We start from the raw sequence: 25,844 nt of genomic DNA, 5'->3' as shown, positions 1-25,844 counted from the left end.
GCTTTAACATTCAATTTTAAATATTGAAAAAATTAGATAAAAAAAGAAAAGTAGAGTAGGATTCTATTCGACTTTGAATCCTGCTTCTTCGACAGCTTCGTTAATGTCTTCATCACTTACATCTTCAGACATGGTAATTGTAGTAATTCCAGAATCTAAATCTGCTTTAGCATCTTCAATTCCGTCAACATCCTTCAATGAAAGTTCTACAGCATTTACACATGATGGGCAGTGCATACCCACAACTTTAATTTCTTTTTCAGCCATAATAAATCACCTTAATATCGTTAGTTAATATTATGCCTTTGATTTATTTAAAGTTTTAGTTATGCCTAATTTTTTAGGTTTTTTATAGTTTCTTTTTGATAGCTTGTAATTGATTAGTGTTGATGAATAGATGATTACAACAACTGAGCCGATATTGTGTATTAATGCCCCTTCAATGGGATTCAAAAGCCCCAAAATTGCCAATCCCATTGCGATTATATTTAGGGATAATGCAAATCCGATTCCAATATTGATTATTTTGATTGTTTTTCTAGCTACTCCAATCAGATGGGGGATATCTTCTATATTGTCATTTATTAATGCAATATTTGCTGCTTCGACGCTGATGTCACTTCCAATATCTCCCATTGCTATTCCCACATTTGCTTTCCTCAAAGAGGGAGCATCATTTATTCCGTCACCAATCATTGCAACCTTATGTCCAAGAATCTGTTCTCTTTTAATGTATTCAGTCTTATCCTCTGGCAGGCAGTTGAATTTAACATTTCTGACTTTCACTTGTTTTGCAATGAAATTTGCTGTTTTTTCATTGTCTCCGGTTAATAGAGTAGTTTTAACTCTTAATCTTTTTAGCATTTTAATTGTTTGTTTGGAACTGTTGCGCAAGGTATCTGCTAGCAGCACATTTCCAATAATTTCTCCATCTTTTGCCACAAATATTTGAATTTCGCCATTCTGAGGTTCTTCACTGTATTTTAAGTCAATATTTTCTTCTTCAATAAGTTTTTTGTTTCCAGTAACTATTTTTGTATCATTTATTATTCCGCTAACTCCTTTTCCAATATGCATTTTGAAGTTTTCAACTTCTGCCAAGTCAGTTTTATTATAATATTTTACAATCGCTTTTGCTAAGGGATGTTCTGATTTTGATTCTAAAGATGAAAGCAAGAACATCATCTCCTCAGGGTTGTCTGATATTACTTTAATAACTTCTGGAGTTCCATATGTCAGGGTTCCTGTTTTATCGAATACCAGTTCATCAACATGAGCTAATTCTTCTAGGGATTCTCCATCTTTTACCAACACACCATATTTTGTTAGGTTTCCAATTGCCGCCATAATTGCGGTTGGTGTGGCCAGAACTAATGCGCATGGACAGAACACAACTAAAATTGTAACAGATCTACTTATTTCAAATGTGAATAAGTAGGTTAATACTGCTGCTGTAAAAGCTATTACAACAATCATTGTCGCCCATTTGTCTGCGGTTCTTACAATTTTTGCATTTTCAGGTTTTGAGGATTCAACCAATCTTATTAATTTTTGAAGGGAACTCTCTTGGCTGATTTTGGTGGTTTTCATTGTAAAGGATCCATAAAGATTGATTGTTCCACTGTAGACTTCATCATTTTCTTTTTTGTCAACTGGAAGGGATTCTCCAGTTAATGTGGCTTGGTCAATTGAAGTTTCACCATTTACTATTAATCCATCAGTTGGAATGCTTTCTCCAGGAAGAACTTTTAAGATATCTCCGACTTGTACGCTTTCGACAGATATTTTTTCTTCAATTCCATTTCGGATTCTTGTTGCAACTTGAGGTGTCATATTTATAAGTTCTTCAATTCTTCCTTGAGTTTTCCTGACAGTATAGTCTTCAAGAAATCCTCCAATTGCCATGATTGTTGCAATTTCTCCAGCAGCAAATACTTCCCCAATAAGAATTGATGCAATTATTGCTATTGAAACAAGTACATCTGCCTTTATATCGAATTCAGTTATTAGTCCTTCGCAGCATTCTTTAAATATTGGAACTCCACAAAGGATTACTGCAATCCATGAAATATATTCGAGAGATAGGATAAAACTACTGATTACACTTATGGTTGAGACAATTATAAGTATAATGTCTATTTTCTGGTCTCTTGTAAAATTCATATTATCATCCCCTTTAGTATAGTATACCCCATAGGGTATAAAGTTATTTTAAAAAAAATTAAAGTCTGGAGTAATATTCTAGAATTGATGAAATTTCACCTAAAGCGTCATCTGCATCACCCTCTGTAATGGCTTCTTTGACGCAGTGTTCCAAGTGTCCTTCCACAATGATATGTCCGACTTTATGTAATGCTGATTTTGAAGCATTAACTTGCATCAATATCTGTTCACATGGAATATCTTCATCTATCATACGATCGATTGCATTAATCTGTCCTATGATTTTTTTGATTCTTCTATGTAAATTTTCACTATCCATACATTCTTTCAAAATAACACATCCTATACCTATGGGGGTATATATTTGCAATAGTATATAAATGTTTTGGATTTCAAAAAAAATAAAAAAAGAAGGAGGAAAATTTCAAGATTATGCTTGATTTTCCATTTCCTCAAATTTAGCCGGGAAATATTCATCTACGACATATTCAAGCCCGTATTTTGAGAAAGATTGCTGTTCTGCTTTCTTACCAATCTTAAGCATCTTTTTAATTTCTGTCTGCCAGAAATCAGTTTTATACCTTGGGTCTTTAGAAAGCTCTTTAAGTCTCATAACGTCAACATCCTTGAGTTTATCAGTTGGCAAGTCATAATTGATAATGTCAGATGCGGTTACTCCAATGAATTTGGCATCTGGGGTTGCAAGTTGATGATTAACGTGAGCTAATTTTGCACTTCCAGAAATAATAACTTGTCCAATATGGAATCCCCAAGGGTCTCCGTCGTTACAGATGTAGACAGGTAATCCTTTTTCTTCATTAAGTCTTTTAATGAATCTTCTTGTAGCACGAGCAGCTTGTCCTTTAAGCCCAACAATTAAACAATTAAATCTTTTGTGAGCATTTTCTTGAACTAATCTATGGAACATTCCCATTGTTTCCACAGCTAGTACTTTATCAACATTACAATCCTCCAATTCAACTTGGTCAATTGTCGGTGAGATGGTATATCCGGATTTTCCCATTTTACTTGCGTTAATTTCTGTACCTTCATCTATTAATGTGAGGTCACCGTAAACTGATGCACCGTCTTCTTCAGGCATTAGTCCTAATTCTTCACGGGTAACACCAAGAGTTACTTCTAGGTCTTCTCCAACAATGTTTGATTCCTGTTGTGTCTTAAAGCTAATGCCCCAACCTTCAGAAACATAATACATCTCCCTGATGGTAGCGGTTTTTTCTCTTGCAACTAAATCTTTACAGAAATTACCAACATAAACCATCTGACCCAATTTTCTGATTTGTTTAACATTACCTAGGGATCTTTTACCGTATCTGTCACCTAATACGTAGTATCTTTTAGCATTATCATAAACAATGTTTCCTGTACCCCTAGAAGGAACCTTAACACTTGGGACTTTACTTGCTTCAACATCTTCGATAATTTCTTGGCCCAAACCTTTTAATTTATTGAGAGTGTACTCTTTTCTTTCGTCTTTATGTGATTTGTTTTTTGCTTCACTCATTTAAATCACCTAATCCTCAAAACCATCTTCAACATCATCGTCTTGGAAGTTATCTAATGCGGATTGTCCATCTTCAACAACATGTCCAAATTCATCAACTTCTTCCATAATGATTGCATCAAGTTCTTCTTCCTCTTCTTCTTCCACGGTCTCACCAAGCAATTCAGCAAGAGCCCTTTTAGTCACTTTAACTAATATGTCTTGGTATTCAGGAACTCCAGTTTCACCAAGTTTTGCAGCTTCTTCAATAATAACTGGAACATAATCTTCAAATACTTTTGAACGTTTTTCTTTTTCTTTTGCTGCTTTTTTAGCTCTGATATGTTTTTGTAATTTACGAGCTAATTTCATGGTTGCCTGTCTGATTTCGTGGACGATTTCAGGTTCAGGGGAAACACTTTGTTTTCCTGTAGAGAGATATGGTACTTGTGTTGAAATAATATTGACAAATAAAGTTAATGGAGTGTTGTCCATATCTCTTAAGCCGTAACGTTTCCAATCAATACTTTTGAGCGCTTCTGTAATTGCACAGCTTCCTGCATCAAATGTTAATGGGACTCTGTTAGCAAATCTCATAATTTCAGATTTTCTTTGTTCTTTAACGACTCTGCCAGCATTTCCACCATATGCAAGACCCGCTTCAATAATAAATGAAACACCACCTGCATAAGTCACAGGTTTTCTGGTAATTGTTGCGACAAATTCCGGTTGAAGGATTTGTTTCATACCTTTTTCAACCTGTTCGGAACCGATTGGTATAAGTCCGTCTGTAGGCGGAGCCATGAATTTCATTTTCTTAAAGCAATGAACAATAGCTTCCGCTTCAGGGAATGTCATTGCTTTTGGACGTTTGTTCATGTCAATTCCAGTGATTTGAGCGATTTCATCAACTCTTTTATTTGACATTCTTGACAAAGAAGAGGTTAACATACTTTTATATCTTCTGCTGTCAGTATTTTTTGCCATTGTCATTAAATCGTCAGCACTTACACCTTTAGGGTGAGGCAATACTTCTTTTGGCTGTACTGGAACAACGTTCGCTGCTCTTTTAAAGATATATTTGTGTCCAGATGGGTCTCTGAAAGTAATTTTTGCATGTGGGTTTCCAATCATGGTTCTTCTGATGTATTCAAAAGCACCTTGTTCTGCAAGAGAGTATGAAACATCTTTGAATTGTAATTCAATGCATACTCCAGTACTTTCAGCAGGATAATCTTCTCTTTCCATTAAAATTCCGCGGTTGTTTTCAACATCCATTTGGAATTTCATCTTGACTCCTTTGATTTCGTTTCCTTCTCTGTAACATGAAATTACACGAGCAGGTTTTCCAGTTGTCATTTGGGATAAGAGAACACAACCACTACAACCTAAACCTTGTTGTCCTCTAGATTGGATGTTTCTGAATTTAGATCCTGCAAACATCATACAGTATACTTGCATTACATAATCTTCAGGAATTCCAGGTCCATTATCCTTATGTCTTAAAATATAATGTTCTTTGTCAACACGTTTAAGTTCGATGTCGATATCAGGCAAGATTCCCGCTTCTTCACATGCATCAAAACTGTTTGTAATCAGTTCGTGAAATACAATTGTTAAAGAACGGATTTTACCAGTGAATCCCAACATCTGCTTGTTTTTTCTGAAGAATTGGGAAGGGGTCAATCTATCAAAATCCTTTTCCCAATCCAATCCTAGTTGTTGATCCAAAATTTTTCCTCCTTATAAATTTCAATGTTTTATTTTATTATTATGACTATATTTAAACAAAGTGAGAGAGCATTTGTAAAGTAATATTTTTACAGTACCCTATCTAGTCGGTTCAAATATATGGTAAAATAATAATTTTAAAACATGTAGAAAATATGGTATTTATACTACACTATCTATATATGATGGTCAAAGTATATAATAGTTTGCAATTATATGCATAATTTTTATAGCAAACTTGCATTAAAATTGATTGCTAGGTGTAATATTTCTTTGATTTGTTATTATAAGGTGAGTATGTTGTTTTATTTTTAAATAAATAAAAAGTTGTATGGTTGTGAAAAATTGTTTTTTGAAGAAAAAATTATCAGGAGTTATTCTCCTTTAAAATCTTCTTCATCAAATTCAATACCTTCTTTGAATTCGATTTTATCATCTTCAATTCCAACAAGGTCCTTGAATTCCTTCATTTTTAAATTTTCTTTTTTATGTTCTAAAAATCCATAAACTGATTTGTGTCTGGATCCATTTAAAATCATTTCAATGGCCTCTTTTGCAATCATGACATTTTCCATTTCTCCAATTAATGAAACGGTTTTTCCATAAACTACCATGTCAACTTCAGCCATTTCAGTAATGATTTCGCGTGTCTTACCATCTTTTCCAATAATTCTTCCTTTATGTCTTGCTAGTGCTTTTCGGGATTTTCCAATATATAATGGTAAACTGATAATTTCTAAATAAATTTCATCTCTGACTAATTTAAGTGCAACTTCCGGATTAAATCCACGGGCAATTGCTTTAACAATGTGGTTTGCATTCCAAACTCCTAATGGGTCTTCCATGTCTTCTCTAGGTGAGATATAAACAATTCCATCTTCACTGTCAATGTCTAGTATGGTTCCAGTTGCATTTTCAATGGATTTTTTTACTTTACCATTGCTTCCGATTAATGCCCCCACTCGGTTTTGGGGTATTTTCAAATAATCTGTTTCGGGCATAATTTCACCTTTTATTTTTAATAATAATTATTTAATCGAAATTATTTATAATTTAGGTTTATTTAAATATCTTAGCATGGATTAGGATATCAATAAAAATAATTATTTATCATGAAATTTAAATTAATTATTAATTAAAGAAATTTGGTAATAGGTGAATTATGGCCAAAAAACCTTCATTATATAAACAGGATAATAATAAAAGACCTCCTTCATTATACAGAAAGGAAAATGATAAAAGGTCTTCATATGGGAGAAACTCACGAAATAGGAGTAGCAATCAATCAAATATTGATTTTGCAAAAGTATTGTCAGGAGTTTTCCTTTGGATAAAACGAAATCCTAAAATGACCAGAAATATTTTCCTGATTGTTATTTTATTATTGACTGTGTTTTTAGTTGCAAGCCATATTCCTAATGGCAACAATTTTGAAGAGACACCTATACCAATTACTGTTATAGGCAATAACTCTTTAGGAACAGTGTACAAAGAGGGGCCTTTTGGAAATAATGACTCCGATGTTTCAATAGCATATATTCTGGGAGTCCATCCAAGAGAGATTGGTGCTCATCGGTTAATGGAGCAAGCATTAAGAGAAAAAGCGGATTCTTTAAATTGCACATATTATTTATATAAAATTAATGTAAGCTCATCTTCATCAGATTTCGACCAGTCCAGACTTAATGGCCAAATTTTGGCCAATAAATTTGTAGTTCCCGATATTATTGAAAATAATTTTAGCGCTGCTATTGATGTGCATTATAGTAATGGATATTGGGGAGTTTCAAGATTTGTCTTCACTCCAAATGAGAACAATACTGTTTCCAGCCAAATTGGCCATGCAATTGCCAATAACTTCCCATGGATGACATATTATGTGCCTCCAGACCCAAGCAGTCCGGAATTTGTAACAGGACCATTAAATAATGGCGGGGTGCCTGCAATAATCTATGAAGCCTATACGGATGATGATAATAATGTTACATTGGACCATGACAGACAAATAGTTGATTTTGTGGATAGGTGGGCCATTAATCATTTATCACAGCCTGAAGAAAAAGCATTTTTCATATTCTAGAGTGAAATGTTAAGTCAGGCGGTGTTGTTTCTAAGTAACTATTAAAATAAATAAAATCAAAAAAATAAAAAAAGGTTTGGAATTTAAGACATCATGCCCATTCCAATCATTGATATTCCAAAAATCATAGTTAATACGAATGAAAGTATCATTAATACTACAGCAATAATAATGATATATTTTGCATGTTTTTTAAGATATTCATCATCACCTTTGGCGAAGTATAATACTAATCCGTAAATTAAACCAATAAATGAGAATAATATTGCAAGGATATAACCAATAATTACAAGTATTTTGTTGGTATCCATGTTTTTCACCTCTTAAAAGTTATATAATAAGATGATATTTAGGACATATATATTTTTTAACATTTTGAAGAATGTTTAAACGGAATGTTTTCAAATTAAATATTTAAAACTTTGGTGAAACTATGCCCTAATAAAGAACTTATTTATGTATATTCGGGTAATATGTCTATACTACAACAAATAGAAAAAAAGAGTAGATGAAAATCATCTACTTGACTTTAACGCTAGATTTTATTGTGTCTTTTAGGTAAGTAACTTTGACAGTGTATTTTTTACCTTTTTTGAGCTTTTTGATAACTTTCTTCTTCAAGGTTTTCTTTGCAATTCCTTTTTTATTGGTTTTTACTTTATAGGTTTTGCCGTTGAATTTGAAGGTTATCTTTTTGCCTTTTTGAAGTTTGCCGTTGATTTTAAGCTTTGCTTTTAAGGTAAATTTCTTGGATGTCTTTTTGACAGTTACTTTGCTAGCCTTAAGAACTTGTTTTACGGTTACTGTGTTTTTCAGTGTTTGTCCTTTGTATGTGGTGGTTATTGCGTATTTTTCAGGGGTTTGTGTTATTTCAATTTTGGCTATTCCGTTGTTGTCAGTTTGAACTGATGTAGTTTTGCCATTGATTGTGAATTTAACTTCTTCTCCGGCCCCAACAGTTCGGTTGTCATCTGTTACAACTTTAACGCTGAAGTAAGATTCGCCAGCATAATCCGCCGCAATGTTTTTGTTGTTGATTATTTTAGTATCATCAACCACAGTGTAGACTTTAAGACAAACGGTTTTGTTTTCCAGCTACATAATCTGCTTCCTAATTTAAGTGTCCAGGAAAATGTGGAAATACCTCTTGTCGGAACTAATTTGTCTGAAAGTGAAAAAGAGAAAAGGGCCTTGACATATATTGAAGCCGTTGGCCTTTTAGATAAAAAAGACAATAAACCAAATAAGTTATCTGGTGGGCAACGCCAAAGAGTAGCTATTGCAAGAGCATTGGTGAATAATCCATCGATTATTTTTGCTGATGAACCAACAGGTTCTCTAGACTCAAAAACAGGCGAAATGGTTTTAAACATTCTAAAAAATATGCATGAAAAGTACAATGTAACATTGGTAATAGTAACGCATGACATTGACGTTGCAAAATTAGCTGAAAGGACAATTGTAATTAAAGACGGCCAAATTATTGAAGACCGCATTAATTGATTTAAGAAGGAACTGGACTAGGATATCCAATTTATACAATTTTTAAAACTTTTCATTGTTTGAATTGAATATTAGAAGGCATATTCAAAACTTTGGTGCAACATATTCCCAGACTTCTTCAAAACTAGTTTCCACGCTAAGCTTTGTGTATTCTCTTACAAGTGTGTTAATGTCCCTTTCAAGCAATTCTTTTGAAATTGGATTGTCTAAAACTACAGATTGTGAAACGTCAATAATGACTGGTTTCTCATCTTTGTTTAAGATATTGTAATTGGATAAGTCTCCGTGGACTAATCTAGCTTCATTAACGAATAGTTTTAGTTCGACCAGTAGTTTATTCCAAAACTCTTCTGGATTTTTTGGAGGCTGGTTTTTAACGGGTTGTGCAGGATTTCCATATTCATCTCCAATAAATTCAATTAAAAGCACATTATTTGAACTTGTTATTGGTTTTGGAACAGTTACTCCCGCATTATCCAGTCTAGTTAGGTTTTTAAATTCTTTTGTAACCCAGGAATAGATGATTTTCCTTTTGTTTTTAGTTTTAATGTTGAATCTTGGATCTCCTTTGAGGTAATAATCCATTTTTTTAAAATCAGAAGTAGCAATTCTGTAAATCTTAACCGCTACAAATTTCTCATCATCAGTAATGCCGGTTAAGACATTTGCTTCCTTACCTGTACTGATAGCTCCGTTTAAAATATCAATGTATCCCTGATTAGCTAATTTATACAATGTTTCTAAGGTCAGTTTATCGAAAATTTCATTTCCCACTTTTCTATCTGAGCTATCCTTTTTTCTTTTTTGGGAATGCAATTTTTCGTGTTTAGCATCCGCTTTAGCTATTTTTGAATCCATTAAAATCAAAAAAATAAGTAGTTAGACTACATTTTTAGGTAGCCTTTTCTCTCAAGCCAATTTGATTCGGTTTTTGTGTATCTCCAAATTACATCAGCTTTTTCATCAGATTGGAAATCCCATGGTTTTACAAGGATTACGTCTCCTTCACGAATCCAAATACGTTTTTTCATTTTTCCAGGGATTCTGGTCATTCTTATATTTCCATCGGCACAACGAACTTTTAATTTTCCGTGTCCCATAATTTGTTCAACTACTCCTGGGATTTCTCCCTTTTTAGGAGTTCTCACTCTTCTATATTCTTGTTGTTGATTGTTATTAGGTTTAGACAAATACTCTCCTCCAAAATAATAATAAATTTCTGCATAAGATTAAATTATTTATATATTTATCAATATACTATATATTAATTTATTGTATTTTTATAGTGGTGATTATGGGAACTGAATTTTTAAAAATTAAAGAATGTGAAGAAGCTATAGATATTATTCAAAATTTATTCAATGAAAATTTAAAACCACAAAGTGAAGAAATTCAAGTCAGTGAAGCTTACGGAAGAGTTTTGTTTGATGATGTTTACTCCAGAATGGACTTTCCTCCATTCGATAAGGCCTTAAAGGATGGATTTGCAATACTTGCAAGCGATAGTTTTGGCGCTTCAGAGGAATCTCCAAATACTTTAGAGGTCATTGATTTTTTAGAAGCCGGTTCAACTACTGATAAAAAGGTTGAAGAAGGAAAATGTATTGAAATCAGTACTGGTGCTGCAATGCCTGAAGGAAGTGAATCCGTTGTCATGGTTGAATATGCTGAAAAGTTTGATGATAAGGTAAATCTCCTAACAACCGCAACTCCAGGTCAGGACGTTGCCAAAAAAGGGTCTGACATTGAAGAAGGCAAATTGATTCTCAAAAAAGGAGATTTCTTAAATCCCGGCAAAATTGGAATATTGCTTTCACAGGGCTTTGAAACAATAGAAGTTTATAAAAAACCTACTGTTGGTGTTGTTTCATCTGGAAATGAAATTACCCTTCAGGGTGAAGACTTGCCATATGGTAAAATCTATGACGTTAATGGAGGAATGATTAAAAACGATGCTCTCTCCTGTGGTGCTGATGCTCACTTTTTAGGAGTCATGAGAGATAACTATGATGAAGTTAAGGATAAAATCACAGAATCTTTAAAGGAAGTTGATGTTTTACTTTGCTCAGGCGGAACATCAGCGGGCCTTGGAGATGTCTTAAAGCATGTTTTGGATGAATTGGGCGAGGTTTACATTCACGGAATATCTGTTCAACCGGGTAAACCTACAATTGTCGGAGTCATTGATGGCAAATTAGTTATCGGATTGCCGGGCAATCCCGTATCTGCCTTAATGATATTCAACGCATTCATTGCAGAGCCATTAACTAAATTGGCAGGCATTGATAAGGATTTTGAACTTGAAACAGTTAAAGGCAAGATCACAAGAAGAATCCATTCCCAAGTTGGAAGGATGCAGTATCAACTTGTTAAAGTCGATGGTGAAAATGTAAATCCGATATTTAAGGATTCAGGAGCTATTTTCTCCCTATCAACTGCAGACGGTTATGTAAAAATTCCAAAATTAATTGAATTGGTTGATGAAGGAGAGGAAGTAGAAGTTTATTTATTTAATTAGGGTAATAATTTTAAGTAAGGTGTAATTATGGATTATGAACTAAAAGTCATTCCGGAACAAAAATGGGGAGTTATTAATTGTAAAACCCCAATTGAGGATTTAGAAATATTTCTCTCTATCTTATTGGGATGGGTTGATGCAGAAGAGATTGAAACTGAAGGAGAACCTTTTATTGTGTATTACTCTCCAAGACATGAAGTTAACCAAGGCGATGCAGTATATGATGTAGGTATTGTACTTAAAGAGGACGTTGATGAAACAGATAGGATTCGTGTTGTTGACATGGTTATTTCAGATACAGTCCTATCCGGAATACATTATGGGTCAACAGACAATATTTTAGATACTTATGCTAAGTTAGTTGAAGTTGCTCAAGCAAATAATTATGATATTATTGGATCACCTAAGGAGATTTTAATTAAGGGCATTCATAATTGTGATGATGAAAATGAATACGTTACTGAAATTCAATTGCCAATTATTGAAATGTAGGGGTTTATATGTCTAAAGAAGAGTTTGATATTGATAAAGAGATTGAGAAACTTGCTCGCAAAACTAATGTTAATATGAAAAAATCAGAAAATTCTTTTGAAAGCAGATTAAAACAATTAGATAAAGATATTGAAAAAGTTTCAAATAGAAAAATTAAAGAGTTTGATGAAAACAAAAAGTTAACATCAGAGTATTTAAGTATTGACTACAAGCAAGACACTATTGAAAGATATAGGGAAAAATTAAAGAATATTTAATTTTCCTTCTTTTTTTTAATTTTGCCCAACAACTCTTAAATCATGTACTAAGAGTTTCGGTATGATATATGAACCGTATTGTTTTATTTCTGAATCGATTCCTTCTACTTTTTTCATGATTTCAAAAATATTTCCAGAAATCATGGCCTTATTAATAGGGTCGGTTAACTCACCATTTTCTATTTTAAAAGCATTGCTTGCTTCAACAGAGAAATCTCCAGAAATTGGATTGGCTGTATGGGCTCCCAAAACGCTTGTTGTTAAAACTCCCTTATCAATTTCGGATAAATTTTTCATTTCACTAAATTTAAACTCTAAATTGGTTGGTGAAATCATTGGTGTGGAGTAATATGAACCTCTAAGTCCATTTGAAGTTGTTTCAACACCTTCCTTATTTGCATTGTATATGTCATAAATGAATGAGTTTAAAATGCCGTCTTTTATCAAATCAGTTTTTCGGCTGACGCTGCCTTCCCCATCACATTTTGATGTGCACATTCCTTTTTCCAAAAGGCTATTGTCGGTTAGTGTTAATGTAGGGTTTGCAATTTCAGTATTGATTTTATCCTTTAGGATGGATCTTCCCCTCATAACATTTTCACCATTAAATGCTCCTAAAAATGTTTGTAGAAGTCCAATTGCAGCATAATAATCAAGTACAACACTATAATCATTGGTTTCAATAGGTTTTGTATTAATTGAACTTTTTGCCAGGTCACATACCTCATTAGCTAATCTTTCACCATCCAAGTCAAAGAATCTTGAAGATTGTGAGTTGAATGCAGTTGCAATGTTTCCATCTTTTTCAAGCATTACTGATAGTCCTATTCCAAATCCTGTTCCTTCATCTTCTATTGAAACGCCATTTGAATTTATTATCAATGACCTTCCTTCACTTGCTGAAAAACCGGACCCGGTCACTTCACATCCGCTATCGCCGACTATACTAATTGTATTTTTTAGAAATTCCACAGATTCATCTAGGTTTAATTCATTGAATTTTTTATCATAAACTTTTTTAACGCTTGGAATTTTTTCAACTTCAGCGAAAGAATAGTTTTCATCAGCTTTATTTAATTTTGTATTTTCAATAGCCTGACTTGCGCTTTCAGCTATTTTGTCCAAGTTTGAAGTAAATGCAAATCCTTGTTTATTGTCTTTGATTACCCTTATTCCAACGCCCATATCTATTTCTTCTTTTGCAAAGTTTAATTCGTCTTTTCGTGAATCTAATTCGATTGATTTTGATTCATCAACATAAATTTCATAGGCATCGCAGTTCTTTTCAACTTCTTTTTTTGCAATTTCCGCTATTTCATATATCATATTAATCCCTATAGTGCAAATTTTTCAATAGCTTCAGCCACTCCATCACCAAACTTTTTTTCACAGGTATAAGTGCTGATTTCTTTTAGTTTATCTTCAGCATTGCCGACAGCTATTTTATAACCTGCTTCTTTTAGGAAATCCTCATCATTCTGGCTGTCTCCAATTGCCATTACATTTTCCATGTTAATTCCGTTTCTTTCACATAGATATCTGAGGGAAGTTCCTTTATTGACACTTTTATTAGTTACATGCAATGCAAAACCGCTGTCGTAAATCTCAAGCTCGTTAAGGTATTCAAAATCTTCTAATGCTTCTTCTAATTCACTTCTTGGAAGTGTTTTATAGAATACTGTTTCAGTTAATCTGTACATGTTGTCATGAGATGCATGAATATCGAATTTTTCACCCAGTTTTTCTTTTAGGTGATTTTCAGCTGAAGTTATAAAGTCCCTTTCAACTAAAGTTTCAACAGCATTGTTGTTTTCTCCTTCTTTAAAAACAACTCCTCCGTTTTCACAGACAATTCCTCCGCTGCATCCAATAAGTACTTCGGTGGCATATGCATAATTCACAACATTTCCAGTGACAATTATTGTAGGTATTCCTGCCGCTTCTGCTTTTCTTAAAGCTTCTATTGCGGATATGCAAATTCTCCTTTTTTCGTCAGTTATTGTTCCGTCTATATCTACTGCAATTGCTTCAATTGTCATGTTATCCTCTTGAATATCTGTGTGCGATGTTGCATGTTCCCTCTTTACTTACCATGCATGCTCCAATTGGGTGAAGTGGATTGCATGCCTTTCTAAATAATTTGCAGTCTTCAGGACGGGCAAGGCCTCTTAAAATCGGACCGCAAATACATCCTTTAGGAGCTTCATTAACGTCTTTTACTTCAATGTCGTATTTTTCACGGGCATTGAATTCGCTGAATTCATCTTTAATTTCCAGGATTGAATTTGGTATTTTAGGAAATCCTCTCCATTCTCTTGATGTCACATCAAATACCTGGTCAATCATATCCTGTGCAATGACATTTCCTTCTTCTCTCACTGCTCTTTTGTATTCGTTTTCTATTTTCGGTGTTTCGTTTTCGATTTGTCTTAAAATCATATAAACTGACATTAATATGTCCAATGGATTAAATCCTGCTACAGTTTGAGGAATTCCATAGTCGGTTGAGAAGTATTCGAATGGTTTGGTTCCAATAATTGTACAGACATGCCCAGGTTCAATCAATGCATTCAATGTGGTTTCACCAGAATTAATTAAAAAATCAATAGCTGGGGGTATTAGTCTGTGACATGAAAGCACTGAGAAGTTTTCAGGAGGGGTAGCCAATAATTCTGCAGCGGTTGTTGGTGCAGTAGTTTCAAAACCTGCAGAGATGAATGCAACATCATTATCTTCTTTTTCAGCTATTTCAATAGCTCTGTTGATTCCATACACGACCCTAACATCTCCCCCTTCAGCTTTTGCATCGGCAAGGGATCTTTCAGAACCCGGCACTCTTAACATGTCTCCGAATGTTGTAATTGTTACTCCTCTGTCAATCAGTTCCAATGCTTCATCAATTTCACGTGATGGAACTACACAAACCGGACAGCCCGGACCTGCAATGATTTCCACTTCGTCTGGAAGCAGACTTCTTATTCCGTTTTCCATAATGGTATGTTCATGTGACCCACAGACGTGCATAATTTTAACGGGGGTAGCTAATTCATTTATTTTCGCTATCATCTTTTGTGACATATCTTTCATATTCATTTTTACACCGAAGATTTAATATTATATTGTAAATATATTTAGTAGTGTATTAATTTAAAATTTTTGTAATATTAAGGGATTAACATGTTTATGAATAATATGATTTTAGTAGTTATTCCAGCAAGAGGAGGTTCAAAGGGAATTCCTCGTAAAAATATCAGATTATTAAACAACAAACCATTAATCGCATATTCTATCGAAACAGCAAAAGCATCTCAATATGTCGATGATGTTGTGGTAACTACTGATGATTCTGAAATTGCATTGATTGCTGAGAAATTCGGAGCTAGCGTTGTAAGGCGTTCTGAAGAATTGGCAACTGATGAAGTTCCGCTTGATCCGGTAATTTTCGATGCAATGATTCAAAAAGAAAAAGTTGCTTTCGATGAATATGATATTGTAATCACTCTTCAACCTACTTCTCCATTAGTTAAAACAGAAACTTTGGATGCTGCAATTGAAAAATTTGAAGATTTTGCAATTGACAGTGTTATTTCTGTTGTGGATGATAGGCATTTGACTTGGGGATATGATGAAAATAATCAAAGATTTTTCCCGAATTATATTGAAAGAGTAAATAGGCAATATTTGCCAAAATCTTTTAAAGAAACTGGGGCCATATTGGCTTCCCGCCGCAATTTCATTAATGAATACTCAAGATTAGGAACTAATCTAGATTTGGTTGAAGTTTCTAGAGAAGAAAGTGTTGACATTGACAATTATGAGGATTGGTGGATAGCTGAAAATTACTTGCAGAAGAAAAAGATAGCTATTGTTGTCAATGCTTATAGTGAAATTGGAACTGGTCATGTTTACAGATGTTTGTCAATTGCATCCAAATTGGTTTTCCATGAAGTTTTGTTCTTGTTAAATGAAGAGCACCAACTTGGAATAAACATCGTTGATAATCATAATTATACTTATAAAACCTATGACGGTGAAGACGACTTATTAGATATTTTAAGGGAATATAAACCTCAAATGGTTATAAATGATATTTTAGACACTACTTCTGAGTATATTTCTACTTTAAAGCAAGAAGGTTATTTTGTCGTTAATTTTGAAGATTTAGGTGAGGGAACTTTACTTGCCGATGTAGTGTTTGATGCATTATATGAGCATGATGCTGAAGAGGAAAATATTTTCACCGGCCATAAATATTATATTCTAAAGGACGAATTTTACTTCCAGCCTGAAAAGATAATAACCAATGCGGTTAATAATGTTTTAATTACATTCGGAGGGACCGATCCAAATGATTTCTCACAAAAGGTTCTGGACGCAATTTTAAGCACTAATTATGAAGGAAGAATTAATGTTATTGTAGGATTAGGGTATGGTGATGTTGAAAGCCTTGTATCCAAATATGAATCCAATCCCTTAGTTCAAATTTATAAAAACGTTTCAAACATAAGCGAATTCATGTTTAAAGCCGATATAATATTTACTTCCGCTGGCAGAACAATGTATGAAGTTTGTTCACTTGGTGTTCCAACAATATGTCTTTGTCAAAATGAAAGAGAAAGAACACATGTCTTTGGAAATAAAGAAAATGGGTTTATTAACATGGGTTTAGGCGAATCTCTCACTCAACAGGAAATTATTGATGAATTTGTCAATCTTGTAAATGATTATGACTTGAGAGTTGAAATGAATAAAAAAATGCTCAATGTTGATTTAAAAAATGGATTTGAAAATATTAGGGCAATAGTTAAGGAGCAATATAGGAAATTCGAATTAAAAAGACAAATGGAGTAGGTTTAGCTATGAATATATTTAATAAAAAACCGTTTTTAATTGCAGAAATTGGTGTTAACTTTTACGATATTGCTAAAAAAGAAGGAATGTCAGATATGGCTGCTGCAAAATTCATGATTAGTGAAGCAAAAGAATGTGGCGTAGATGCAGTTAAATTTCAATCATATAAGGCAGAAACTATAGCTTCACGTAATTCTCCATCATATTGGGACTTATCTGAAGAACCGACAACTTCCCAGTTTGAATTGTTCAAAAAATTCGATAAGTTTGGAGTAGGTGAATACAGGGAGCTTGCAGAATATTGTCGCCAAATTGGGATCATGTTTTTGTCAACACCATTTGACTTCGAATCCGTTGATTATTTAGATGAGTTTATGGATGTCTATAAAATTTCTTCTTCTGATTTAACCAATATTCCATTTATAAAATATATTGCAAGTAAAAATAAACCGATATTGCTTTCAACTGGTGCATCAACTCTAAAAGAGATAAAAGAAGCGGTAAATGCTATTGAAGAAGTATCTACTGTGGATATTGCAATTATGCATTGTGTTTTATCTTATCCAACAGCATATGAAGATGCAAATTTACTGATGATTAAGGATCTGGTCGAAAATTTCCCAGATTATGAAATAGGTTATTCGGACCATACCAAACCTGACAAAAACATGGCGGTATTGACAACTGCTTATAACTATGGTGCTACAATACTGGAAAAACATTTTACATTGGATAAATCCTTGCAGGGCAATGACCACTATCATGCAATGGACCCTGATGATGTTATTAAATTCAAGTGGAATGTTCACTTTTTATCTAAGATTAATGGTATGAAAAATAAGCAGCCATTGATTTGCGAATCTTCTGCAAGAAAAGAAGCAAGAAGGTCTATTGTTGCTTTAAGAGATATTAAAAAAGGTGAAGTGATTAGTGAAGATAACATTACCTTTAAAAGGCCGGGAACTGGAATTTATCCATCACAAATTGATGATGTAATTGGAAAGGTTGCTAAAGAGGATATTCCTGAAGATACTTTGCTTAATTTTGAAATGTTGTCCTGATTTGGTGTTCTGATGTCTTATAGTGTTCATGATATTTGTGAAGTTTTTTTCAATCTTGAAGAGAAATATGACTTGAATTATCAGGAAATTCAAGGTTGTTATCCTTGGCAATTAATCAGGATGTTTCTTTATTATGACATTACAAGAAGAACACAAACATTTGGGGCGCCGCAACAGCATTCTTTATCTATTTTTGATAAAATCAAATCATTCACTCCCTTTGTAAAAAATAGTTTGATTTCCAATCCATTCAGTGGAAAGGATACTAAAGACATATTAATATTTGACCATCCTCGTAAGGTAATGTATGATGGGGAATATAGAGACATTTATAGCTATTTTTTAGTTGATTTCTTAAAAGATTCATATTCATTTGAGGTTTTGGAAGCACCTTATCTAAATAAACATTTCACAAATAAACAACCTTATATCAAATACACGGATAGAATTCAATTGGGTTCCTATATCTATAAAAAATTCAATAAGGTTGAATTCACTCAAGAAGAGCAGGAATTAATTTCTAATGTCAAAAGGGAACTGGAAGAATCATTTGATTTAAGCATTAATTTAGAATGGATATTGAAAATTCATATCCTTAATTTCACTTATGATTATAAAAAATACTCTGAACTGTTTAAAAAAAGAAGGCCAAAAATAATTTTTGTTGTTGTAGCTTATGAAAATCAGGCCATTGTTGCAGCGGCAAAGGATTTGGGAATTGCTGTTGTTGAACTTCAGCATGGTACAATCACTGATTATCATTTGGGTTATTCTTATCCACGAAAAACTAGATTGCATGGGGAGATAAAGTATTTTCCGGATAAAATCCTGACTTTTGGAGATTATTGGATTAATGAAGAGACCTGTCCGATAGATTCAAAAAATATTGTTCCAATCGGATTTCCATATTTTGAAGCTCAATCTAAAGATTTTATCAATATACAAGCAAATAATAATCAGGTCCTGTTCATCTCCCAGGGGGTAATAGGAAAATACCTATCAAAAGTTGCATCTGAACTTTCAAGCAAATTGAAAGACCATAAAATAATTTACAAATTGCATCCCGGCGAATATGAAACATGGAGACAGAATTATCCGGAACTTGTTGAGGCATCCAAACGGGACGATTTTGAAGTTATTGACAATAGCCAGACTCCTTTGTATAAATTATTTGCCGAGTCTAATTATCAGGTTGGAGCATTTTCAACAGCCATTTATGAGGGATTGATGTTTAATTGTAAGACTTTCATATTGGACGTTCCAGGTGTTGAATATTTAAGTGATTTGATTAATAAAAACTATGTATTTAAGATTACCAATTCTCAGGATTTAATTGCTAATTTAGATGAATTTACTCCTGAAGATTATGATAAAAATTTCTTTTTTAAATCTTTAGATAAAAAATTATTGAAGAGTGTGATTGATAATGGATGAATATGTCCAGTTTATTAAAAGAATTGGAATTGTAGGGATTGCCAATATCTTAATATCTCTAAGTGGCCTGATATTCATTCCGATAATTACTAAAAACTTTTCAACAGCCAATTATGGAGTTTGGGCTCAAGTCAATACTGTTATTGCATTAGTTCCAAATGTTGTTAATCTAGGTCTCCCATATACCATGGTTAGATTTTTAGCGGCTGAAAAGGATAAATCGGTAATTAAACAATCATTTTATTCGATGATGCTTTTGGTTCTAGCTTCAACATTAGTGATGATTGCAGTGTTTTTAATATTCTCACATCAAATTGCAGATGCCCTATTTGATGGCAGTATGCAAATAATGTTGATTGTCACTGTAATCTCATTTTTGGCATGTTTGAATTTAATGCTACTGAGCTACTTTAGAACATTTCAAAGAATTGCTTATTATTCCGGTTTCTTGGTATTGCAGACTTATATTGGTGTTGGAGTAAGCATTGTTTTAACATTGATGCATAAGCCTATAGAAATCGTCGTTTTAGGATTGTTGTCTGGTTATCTATTGACATTTATTGCTATGGCATTTTTAATTGTTCGTGAGCTGGGAATTACTACAAAATTTAAAAGCTTACGAGAAGAATTGAAATTTGCACTTCCAACTGTGCCGAATAATGTTTCATCTTGGGTAGTTGACTCAAGCGACAAATTTGTCATTGGAATATTTTTAGGATCTTCTGCCGTGGGATGCTATTCTCCAGGTTATGCTCTTGGGAGCATTCTTTTAATGTTTTTGACTCCCTTTGCCGTATTGCTTCCTGCAGTTTTGCCGGAATACTTTGAAGCAGGGGACATGGCTAAAGTTGACACATTCTTAAGTTATTCAATGAAATATTATCTTTTGATTACTGTTCCAGCGGCAGTGGGCATGAGTTTGCTTTCAAAGCCATTGCTGTATATTCTAACCACAACCGTCATTGCGGATAATGGATTTATGATAACTCCATTGGTTGCATTAGGTGCAATATTCATGGGAATATATGGAATTGTTAACAATATCATTATTTTGGAGAAAAAAACAACCATTTTAGGTTATATTTGGATAAGTGTAGCTATTTTAAACATTGTTTTAAACATATTTGCAGTGCCGTATCTGGGCATTTTCGGAGCAGGACTCGCAACATTAATCTGTTATTTCTTTGCGTTTGCCATAACTTTAATTTATTCTAAGAAATATGCTAAATTGCCTTTTGACTATAAATCAATAGCAAAAATTATCATTGCTTCAGTCATTATGGGCATTTTTGTCAGTTTTTCAAATCCAACAGGTATTGTAAATATTCTAATTGTCATAGCTATTGCTGTTGTGATTTACTTTGTGGTGTTGATTTTATTGAAGGGCATTGATAAAAAAGAGATAGATTTAATCAAATCAATGATTTAATGGAATTTCCCTTCATTTTTTAATTTTTCATAGTGTTCAATATTTCGGTATTTAAAGACTTTTGCAGGATGGCCTCCAGCTATTGCATATTTTTCAACATCGCTAACTACAACGCTTCCTGCTTGGATAATGGCTCCTTCTCCAATTTTAACTCCAGGCAATATTATCACACGATTTCCTAACCAAACATTGTCTTCAATAGTAACATCCTTTGAGATGATTGTGTCATCATATGGAATCGCATTGCCTTTATCATAATTGTGGATGCTTGTGATTATCATGCATTCTATACCGGAATGGAAATTATCCCCAATAATTACATTGCCTGATCCTTGGATTTTCATTCCATTAAAATTAACGTTGTTGCCTAAAGTTGTATTTGGTGTAACGTAGCTTTCACCATTTACTTTTAAGTCATTCCCATAGCTTTTAGCAACTTTCTTACATCTATGTAAGTAGAATTTTTTCTTAATATCGTTGATAATCATAATATCTAAAAAATAAAAAAAGAAAAATTAAATTTCTGAAGAGCAATCTGCAGCATATCTGTTAATTAAAACAGCACATTTGTCGATTGTTTCAGGATCTAATTTTATTGTACCAGTTCGGATTTTATTCAATAACTCTTCAATGAATAAGTCTTCATCAGTTAAAGGCATATTTATTACAACAACTTCATTGTTGATAAAGCCGACTAAGGGCTCTACAAAACAGTTTTTGATGTCATTGTCATTGAGGAAATTTATTAAATCTTCTCCTAAACTCAATGCTTTTTGTTTTATTTTATTGTCTTGTGAAAATTTAGCTTGTTTGGTAGTGTATCTAAATTTTCTCACATTTCCAGAAACTGGAATCTCTTCAATTTTATCTTCATCTAGTTCAGCGGATCCAATTAAATTTAGATTTTCATTTTCTGCTTCTAATCTAAGTTTCGGATTATATTTTTGTGATAAAAGAGCATATATTCCTGTTGGCCCTACAACTAAATGGTTTATTCCAGAATTTGAAGTTGGAGTTTTAACATTATAAAACACGTAATATTCTTCAGGAAGAGTTAACAAGTGTTCTCTGATAATTCTTGTTCTTTCTTCAGTTTCTTTCACGTCTCTTGTTTTATAAAGTCCATAACATAAGAGAATTACTCCGATAAATATTGCAACAATACCTACTCCACTATTTATTGCCAATATTTCAATAATACTTAAAATAAAGATGGCAGCACCAATAATGATGATTATTTCATTGGTGGTGAAATTCTTTATATCGAATTGAGGAGCTTTAAGTGCACCAAGTGTATTTTCTTCAGGTATTATTTCACCATTTTCTGGTTCTTTTATGCTAATTTTATCGAGGAAACTTCCTCCATTACTTTTAGTTTCAGTTTTTGGATAATATTCTGCCATTCCTTTTAAAAATTCATCTTTAAGGAAATTTTTCATGATATCATAATCATTGGTTTTTGGAACGGCAAATTCTTTACCAAATTTTGATAAAACAGATTGAGGAATTGTAGTTCTTGCGGTTTTAGAAGCATTTTCTTCTTCTAATTCCTGTTCTTTTCTTTCAGTATCTGCTATTTTAAGCATTTGTTCTTCGGAAAAGAAGTTTTCAAGTCTATTAGTTATTGACTTTAAAGAGCGTGCATTATTTTCTGGATCTAAATCTTCAGATGTTGGTTCTTTAGCCTTATTTTCTTGTCTAATTTGTTGAACTTCTTTACGTCTTTCTTCAAGATATTTGTCCAATTCTTCATTTAAGTCATCATCTAAATATCTTAAAGACCCTCCACAACTATCACATTCATAATCCAGTATGCTATCGTTACTTTTGATTTTGTATTTTAATCCACAGTCTTCACATTGAACAATGTATGAATTATCATACTTGAATGAGCTAATGAAGGATGAACGTTGAGTAGGTTCGCCATTAGAATAATCTTCTAAGTATTCTAAGTCCCCGGCACATGAAGAACACTCAAATGTTGTGATATCGTCATCATCATCGAGTTGGTATTTTGCACCACAGTTCTTACAGCATACAACTTTCATATTATCCTCTTTAATTGCCTTTATGATATTATTTTATTATTTTTTATTTATTATATGTTTCTAATATTAATGAATACATCGTGTATAAATTCCTTCAATTTCTTTCTCCACTTTTTCCCAAACATATTTCTCCTCTATTAATTTCCTACCATTTTTTCCAAAGGTATTGCAAAGTTCTTCATTATTTAATAGTGTTTCAATACAATTAGCTAGTTCTTCTTCATCAAATTCACATGTAAGGCCTACATTGTCCTTTACCCAGTCATGAATATGATTATTTTTAGTTAAAATTAATGGTTTTGAACAAGCCATGGCTTCAAGTCCGCTTGTTGTAAATGACTCATATCTTGAAGGCATTACGAATATATCACAATCAACCAATGCTTCTTTTTTATCCTCCCCGATTAATACTCCGGGAAATATGACTTTTTCTTCCAGTTCAAACTCTTTCATCAATGATTTAACATCATCTAGAAAACCGTAATCTCCACCAATAATGGCTAATTTAACATTATCATTTTGAATTTTATTGAATGATTTTATTAATAAATCCAAACCTTTTATTTCATGAATTCTTCCAAGGAACACGATTAGTTTTTCATCCTCTTTTACATTATATTTTGATTTGAATTTTCCAGAATCCGGAAGAGAATTGTATTCTTCTAAGTTTATTCCAAGAGGCACGATTTCTATTTTTTCCTCATCAACACCCATCTTCAGATATTGTTCTTTTTCCACTTCGGTTAGTGCGAAAACTTTATCTGCATCGTGCAGGATATCAAAACCCCAAAGTTTATCGAAGATTTCTTTTAACTTTTCTTTTTGGAAAAATGGCAATACTGATCCATGAGCTTGCAGGACATAAGGAATTTCATTTTTTTTAGCATATCTATGTGTTGCAATTGCAAGAGAGTGCCTATGTTCATGAATGTGTATTATGTCAAAATCATTGATGTGTTTTTTAAGATGCCCGATTAAAGAGATGGGAGTGTCTATTGTTAACTTTGTTTTGACGTCATTGGATAAGTTTTTAAAGTAAAAGACTTTAATGCCATCAACATCTACATTGTAATTATGTTCTAGCTTCATTCGCTCCTGACAGCTATCTGTAGTGTAAACACATACATTATGCCCTTCCTCTACTTGTTTTTTTGCTATTTGATATGCTGCATTTACAACTCCTCCTGCAGAAAAGCAAGGGGCAAAATAATTAACTACATGTAAAATATTCATATTACGCACTCTTTTTTTCATATAAGTATAAGTTATCAATACTTTTTATCTCTTTAAAATTATTTAAATTATTTTGAGCAATGTCTGAAATGTAATAGGTAATATTTTCCGATTCGATTTTTGTTAGATTATCGCTTTCAATTCCAGTTATGTTATTGCCCAAATACCAATTGTAAGGTCTCATATTGTAAACGCCGATTGTCTGATTTTCAAAGTCCGGAATCTCATTTTTTATATAATCTGACATTTCTTGCGGTGCAATAAATTGATTCGTATCTTCAAATGCAAGGCAAAATGTGAATCCTTGAATTAAAAATAAAATTATTAGAACGATTGGAAGAATATTATTGTTGATTTTGATTTTTTCGTTTATTAACTTTATACTTGCCAATAATAAATAGATTAATGGAGGAATTGCAGGAATAATGTATCTATTGACTTTGATATTGAAATAACTGAAGAATATAAAGTAAACCAAAATCCAACTGAGCATTACAATTCCAGTTTTATTTTCACTATTTTTTCCAATCATTAACAGCCCTAAAAATACCAATAAAATTGTAACAAATGAGCTTATATGGTTAAAGCTTAATAATGCCATTAATAGTATGATGCTTGAAATTACAATATCTTTTTTAAGTTTTAATTTGCTTTTAAAAGCAAACAATATTGTTCCCATTCCTAAAATTGCCAAAACAAGGTAGGATAATATGGTTGGATTTTCTAAAACAGGAGTTCTATTTGCAAATGTTATTTTACTTGCAGAAATGAAATTGATAAAATTAACTATATAATAACTCACATCAGGATTGTAGGCCAAATCCTGTGTGGATCCCTTATTTCCAATCATTCCTCCTGAAATTTGCTTGCCCACTGCTAAATTTCCATTACTCATAGTATATATTGGAATTAAAATAATTGCTGAAGTGATTAATCCAAATAAAATGCCTCTAATGATATATTTTAAATCGCTTTCATTGATTTTGAATCCATTATAATATAAATAATACAATATTAAAACAGGAACTATCAGTACTGTTGTGTATCGTATGAAAAATCCAATAACAAACATTGGAAATAGGATTTGATAATATTTAGGATTGTTTTGAATAGCGGCTATGCTTAAAAGCATGGTCCAAATGCTTATGCTAACGGCAGGTATGTCTATGCTGCCATTTGCAAGCCATGTTAAATTAATTGCAAATGCAGAATATACTATTACTCCGCATAGGCTGTATATTTCATTAAATCTGGTTTTAAGTAGGATATAAAGTCCAATATTGCCAATAATGGCAAATATTGCAGTAACAATTAATATGGCTAACTGACTGTTAATTCCTAGATAAAAAAGAATAGAAGTTAAAAAGCATATTACGGGAGACAAATAAATTGTGTAAGTTGAATTTATATTTGTCCCTGTAAAATACAGCGCATTTAAAAGATAAATATAAATATCTGAGCAGTATATTCCTAAATTTAAGTTAAAATTGATATAATAGATGTTTAATATTAAACTGAATATTGTGATTAAACTTAGGAA

The 25,844-nt window shown here is 32.7% G+C and carries 26 protein-coding genes; 9 read left to right on the top strand and 17 right to left on the bottom strand.

Features of this window, described 5'->3' with window-relative positions:
• Positions 1–63: 63 nt before the first annotated feature.
• The 6 genes from ACKI3D_RS02725 to ACKI3D_RS02700 form a co-directional block, all read right to left on the bottom strand.
• The gene (locus ACKI3D_RS02725; protein ID WP_407392113.1) at positions 64–267 is read right to left on the bottom strand and encodes a heavy-metal-associated domain-containing protein; all 204 of its coding nucleotides are present in this window, start codon (positions 265–267) and stop codon (positions 64–66) included.
• A gap of 30 nt (positions 268–297) precedes the next feature.
• Positions 298–2,163 carry a heavy metal translocating P-type ATPase gene (locus ACKI3D_RS02720; protein ID WP_407392111.1) on the bottom strand — a complete coding sequence of 622 codons (1,866 nt, stop codon included), beginning with the start codon at positions 2,161–2,163 and terminating at the stop codon, positions 298–300.
• A gap of 58 nt (positions 2,164–2,221) precedes the next feature.
• Positions 2,222–2,494: a metal-sensing transcriptional repressor gene (locus ACKI3D_RS02715; RefSeq protein ID WP_407392109.1), complete on the bottom strand. Its 273-nt coding sequence runs from the start codon at positions 2,492–2,494 to the stop codon at positions 2,222–2,224.
• Positions 2,495–2,593: 99 nt separating this feature from the next.
• The gene (locus ACKI3D_RS02710; protein ID WP_407392107.1) at positions 2,594–3,688 is read right to left on the bottom strand and encodes a DNA topoisomerase IV subunit A; all 1,095 of its coding nucleotides are present in this window, start codon (positions 3,686–3,688) and stop codon (positions 2,594–2,596) included.
• 9 nt (positions 3,689–3,697) lie between these two features.
• Positions 3,698–5,401: a DNA topoisomerase VI subunit B gene (gene top6B / locus ACKI3D_RS02705; protein ID WP_407392117.1), complete on the bottom strand. Its 1,704-nt coding sequence runs from the start codon at positions 5,399–5,401 to the stop codon at positions 3,698–3,700.
• 371 nt (positions 5,402–5,772) lie between these two features.
• The gene (locus ACKI3D_RS02700; RefSeq protein ID WP_407392105.1) at positions 5,773–6,399 is read right to left on the bottom strand and encodes a KH domain-containing protein; all 627 of its coding nucleotides are present in this window, start codon (positions 6,397–6,399) and stop codon (positions 5,773–5,775) included.
• 161 nt (positions 6,400–6,560) lie between these two features.
• Between ACKI3D_RS02700 and ACKI3D_RS02695 the strand changes: the two genes are divergently transcribed.
• A complete protein-coding gene (locus ACKI3D_RS02695) occupies positions 6,561–7,478 on the top strand; it encodes a hypothetical protein (RefSeq protein WP_407392102.1) in 918 nt (305 codons plus the stop codon).
• Positions 7,479–7,561: 83 nt separating this feature from the next.
• Here the strand turns inward: ACKI3D_RS02695 and ACKI3D_RS02690 are convergent, their stop codons facing one another.
• Entirely contained in the window at positions 7,562–7,789 is a 228-nt protein-coding gene (locus ACKI3D_RS02690; protein ID WP_407392100.1) for a hypothetical protein, read from the bottom strand.
• Positions 7,790–7,997: 208 nt separating this feature from the next.
• Positions 7,998–8,537 (bottom strand): hypothetical protein, encoded by a 540-nt coding sequence (locus tag ACKI3D_RS02685; protein ID WP_407392098.1) that lies wholly within the window; start codon positions 8,535–8,537, stop codon positions 7,998–8,000.
• A 75-nt stretch (positions 8,538–8,612) separates the two neighbouring features.
• Here ACKI3D_RS02685 and ACKI3D_RS02680 point away from each other — a divergent pair, with 75 nt between their 5' ends.
• A complete protein-coding gene (locus ACKI3D_RS02680) occupies positions 8,613–8,981 on the top strand; it encodes an ABC transporter ATP-binding protein (protein ID WP_407392096.1) in 369 nt (122 codons plus the stop codon).
• Between the two features lie 84 nt (positions 8,982–9,065).
• Here the strand turns inward: ACKI3D_RS02680 and ACKI3D_RS02675 are convergent, their stop codons facing one another.
• Both ACKI3D_RS02675 and eif1A read right to left on the bottom strand, forming a co-directional pair.
• Positions 9,066–9,839, bottom strand: coding sequence for a serine protein kinase RIO (locus ACKI3D_RS02675; RefSeq protein WP_407392094.1), 774 nt, complete (start codon positions 9,837–9,839; stop codon positions 9,066–9,068).
• A gap of 26 nt (positions 9,840–9,865) precedes the next feature.
• Positions 9,866–10,171 (bottom strand): translation initiation factor eIF-1A, encoded by a 306-nt coding sequence (eif1A, locus tag ACKI3D_RS02670; protein WP_292827992.1) that lies wholly within the window; start codon positions 10,169–10,171, stop codon positions 9,866–9,868.
• Positions 10,172–10,275: 104 nt separating this feature from the next.
• On the opposite strand from eif1A, the gene glp reads away from it, so the two are divergent.
• Genes glp through ACKI3D_RS02655 form a run of 3 tightly spaced genes read left to right on the top strand, consistent with a single transcriptional unit; the run spans position 10,276 to position 12,248 of the window.
• Positions 10,276–11,499: a gephyrin-like molybdotransferase Glp gene (gene glp / locus ACKI3D_RS02665; protein ID WP_407392092.1), complete on the top strand. Its 1,224-nt coding sequence runs from the start codon at positions 10,276–10,278 to the stop codon at positions 11,497–11,499.
• Between the two features lie 27 nt (positions 11,500–11,526).
• On the top strand, positions 11,527–11,991 hold the full coding sequence (locus tag ACKI3D_RS02660) for a GyrI-like domain-containing protein (RefSeq protein WP_407392090.1): 465 nt from the start codon (positions 11,527–11,529) through the stop codon (positions 11,989–11,991).
• Positions 11,992–11,999: 8 nt separating this feature from the next.
• On the top strand, positions 12,000–12,248 hold the full coding sequence (locus ACKI3D_RS02655; RefSeq protein WP_407392088.1) for a hypothetical protein: 249 nt from the start codon (positions 12,000–12,002) through the stop codon (positions 12,246–12,248).
• Between the two features lie 15 nt (positions 12,249–12,263).
• Here ACKI3D_RS02655 and ACKI3D_RS02650 read toward each other — a convergent pair whose 3' ends face one another.
• From ACKI3D_RS02650 to hypD, 3 genes are read right to left on the bottom strand one after another with little or no spacing between them, the layout of a single operon-like run.
• Positions 12,264–13,574: a TldD/PmbA family protein gene (locus tag ACKI3D_RS02650; RefSeq protein WP_407392086.1), complete on the bottom strand. Its 1,311-nt coding sequence runs from the start codon at positions 13,572–13,574 to the stop codon at positions 12,264–12,266.
• Between the two features lie 8 nt (positions 13,575–13,582).
• Complete coding sequence (locus ACKI3D_RS02645) at positions 13,583–14,287, bottom strand: phosphoglycolate phosphatase (RefSeq protein WP_407392084.1); 705 nt, start codon at positions 14,285–14,287, stop codon at positions 13,583–13,585.
• Position 14,288: 1 nt separating this feature from the next.
• Positions 14,289–15,335, bottom strand: coding sequence for a hydrogenase formation protein HypD (gene hypD, locus ACKI3D_RS02640; protein WP_407392115.1), 1,047 nt, complete (start codon positions 15,333–15,335; stop codon positions 14,289–14,291).
• 90 nt (positions 15,336–15,425) lie between these two features.
• Between hypD and ACKI3D_RS02635 the strand changes: the two genes are divergently transcribed.
• From ACKI3D_RS02635 to ACKI3D_RS02620, 4 genes are read left to right on the top strand one after another with little or no spacing between them, the layout of a single operon-like run.
• Entirely contained in the window at positions 15,426–17,099 is a 1,674-nt protein-coding gene (locus ACKI3D_RS02635; RefSeq protein ID WP_407392083.1) for a cytidylyltransferase domain-containing protein, read from the top strand.
• 8 nt (positions 17,100–17,107) lie between these two features.
• Positions 17,108–18,160: an N-acetylneuraminate synthase family protein gene (locus tag ACKI3D_RS02630; RefSeq protein WP_407392081.1), complete on the top strand. Its 1,053-nt coding sequence runs from the start codon at positions 17,108–17,110 to the stop codon at positions 18,158–18,160.
• A 12-nt stretch (positions 18,161–18,172) separates the two neighbouring features.
• On the top strand, positions 18,173–19,594 hold the full coding sequence (locus tag ACKI3D_RS02625; RefSeq protein ID WP_407392079.1) for a sialyltransferase: 1,422 nt from the start codon (positions 18,173–18,175) through the stop codon (positions 19,592–19,594).
• A complete protein-coding gene (locus ACKI3D_RS02620; protein WP_407392077.1) occupies positions 19,587–21,023 on the top strand; it encodes a polysaccharide biosynthesis C-terminal domain-containing protein in 1,437 nt (478 codons plus the stop codon). The genes ACKI3D_RS02625 and ACKI3D_RS02620 overlap by 8 nt, the downstream gene beginning before the upstream one ends.
• Here the strand turns inward: ACKI3D_RS02620 and ACKI3D_RS02615 are convergent.
• The 4 genes from ACKI3D_RS02615 to ACKI3D_RS02600 all read right to left on the bottom strand — a co-directional run.
• Complete coding sequence (locus ACKI3D_RS02615) at positions 21,020–21,511, bottom strand: acyltransferase (protein WP_407392075.1); 492 nt, start codon at positions 21,509–21,511, stop codon at positions 21,020–21,022. The two genes, ACKI3D_RS02620 and ACKI3D_RS02615, sit on opposite strands and share 4 nt — an antisense overlap.
• A 27-nt stretch (positions 21,512–21,538) precedes the next feature.
• Positions 21,539–23,071 carry an NERD domain-containing protein gene (locus ACKI3D_RS02610; protein WP_407392073.1) on the bottom strand — a complete coding sequence of 511 codons (1,533 nt, stop codon included), beginning with the start codon at positions 23,069–23,071 and terminating at the stop codon, positions 21,539–21,541.
• Positions 23,072–23,137: 66 nt separating this feature from the next.
• Entirely contained in the window at positions 23,138–24,304 is a 1,167-nt protein-coding gene (locus ACKI3D_RS02605) for a glycosyltransferase (protein ID WP_407392071.1), read from the bottom strand.
• A 1-nt stretch (position 24,305) separates the two neighbouring features.
• Positions 24,306–25,844, bottom strand: a 1,539-nt coding sequence (locus ACKI3D_RS02600) for a glycosyltransferase family 39 protein (RefSeq protein ID WP_407392069.1), incomplete at its 5' end; no start/stop codon positions are given.

This window comes from Methanobrevibacter sp., assembly GCF_045586545.1.
Taxonomy (GTDB): Archaea; Methanobacteriota; Methanobacteria; order Methanobacteriales; family Methanobacteriaceae; genus Methanocatella.
This window is presented reverse-complemented; position numbering and strand designations above follow the sequence as displayed.